This window comes from Corynebacterium sp. MSK004 (assembly GCF_030232515.1).
Classification (GTDB): Bacteria; Actinomycetota; Actinomycetes; order Mycobacteriales; family Mycobacteriaceae; genus Corynebacterium; species Corynebacterium hesseae.
In genome coordinates this window covers 1-1,360 of record NZ_JASPKB010000021.1, presented here as the reverse complement: position 1 = coordinate 1,360, position 1,360 = coordinate 1, and the positions used below count along the sequence as shown (strand labels likewise).

General features: G+C 51.4%; 1 protein-coding gene and 1 pseudogene. One reads left to right on the top strand and one right to left on the bottom strand.

Annotation, left to right across the window (positions count from 1 at the left end):
- Positions 1-420 precede the first annotated feature (420 nt).
- The gene (locus QP999_RS13340) at positions 421-948 is read left to right on the top strand and encodes a CPBP family intramembrane glutamic endopeptidase (RefSeq protein WP_070683743.1); all 528 of its coding nucleotides are present in this window, start codon (positions 421-423) and stop codon (positions 946-948) included.
- 126 nt (positions 949-1,074) lie between these two features.
- On the opposite strand, the pseudogene QP999_RS13335 reads toward QP999_RS13340, so the two are convergent.
- Positions 1,075-1,284, bottom strand: a pseudogene (locus QP999_RS13335) (magnesium transporter); the annotation flags it as partial.
- Between the last annotated feature and the right edge of the window lie 76 nt (positions 1,285-1,360).

Below are 1,360 nucleotides of genomic sequence, written 5' to 3'. Positions count from 1 at the left end.
GGTACTGCAACCGGGAGGTTGTGGGAGAGTAAGAAACCGCCGACACCAAACAACAAACAACAACTCAATACAAACAACGAAGAGACCGTTAAAGCACCATCATTGCTTTAACGGTCTCCTTCTCGTTTTCACAACGCGGCAGGTCTGCACTTCCAGGTCTGAACAAATAGCTTTTTACTGACAGATTCATTAGGCCCCGCCTCGGCAATTGGGCCTAATCATGTTCACCTGAAAGCGCTGATAAACAAGGCTCATACCCACCCGGGTAGCTGCCTAGTTCCTAACTACTGCGAAAGGGCCACGGAAGTATGATCTACCCCACCAATGCTCGGGCGTCTCGTCCTCATACAGAATTGTAAACTGGGCACCGAGTTTTCTGGCTAAGTAGCCAACCCGGTCCGGGATTAGGGTACGGAGAAGATGTTTGAATTCCTTTTGTTTCTCGTTCCTTCAGTGCTTTATATCATTTTTCAGCGCAAGAGAATTGGGGTTTCTCAAGCTCGGGCAAATGTGGGTTGGCGATTGGGAAATTGGCAAACAGTAGTACTAGGCATCATCCTTTTCCCCGTGCTGATTGGAATAGGATACGTTGGTATCCGTCTTGTATCGACGGCTAGTCTGGCCATACCGGGGGTGGTTCTGTCTCAAGGGGTAAGCCTTGCTGTCATTTTCAGGGCTATAGGCGAGGAAGTGTTTTTCCGAGGATTTGTTGGCGGCTTACTTCTTCGATCCTGGGGGTTCTGGGGTGGTAACACGCTCCAAGCGGGAGTTTTTCTTCTGCCTCATTTGATGTTGTTGAGCTTCGATGCGCAGTTGTGGCCCATACTTCCGGTTCAGTTTCTCTGCGGGTGGATCCTGGGAGTGGTGCGATACCGCTCGGGAAGCGTCATTGAATGCGCAATATTGCACGCTGCTATTAACCTTGCAATTGGACTGCTTGCGGGATAAGCGAAGGATTGTGCGCGGGCGCTCAGGGCGGTTAGTGGCTGTCAATTCGCACCAAAGATTGGGGCGCGTGCCTATTTGTCACGTAGCAGTCCTCGTACGGCTTCGCGGACACTCTTCTGTATCCAGTTAGATTCCTAAGACGGTCTTTGCAATGAAGAAGTAGATGATCAAGCCCGTTGCATCACAGAAGGTAGAGATGAATGGGTTAGAGAAGACCGCAGGGTCCGCGCCAACAGTCTTAGCCACAATGGGCATGAGACCACCAACAGTCGCGGACATCGAACAAATGAGAAACAGCGTGGAGCCGATGACGAGGCCGATATCGAGGCCATAGAGGGCCTGACCCCCGGAAAGTAGACACGTCGGGGGTTAGCTATGCTGCTCGGGTCAGTGTAGCTGATGTGAGTGCTTC

What these genes read in the sequence shown, in the direction of transcription:
- QP999_RS13340 (WP_070683743.1), top strand. Translation starts at nt 421, where the DNA reads ATGTTTGAATTCCTTTTGTTTCTCGTTCCTTCAGTGCTTTATATCATT.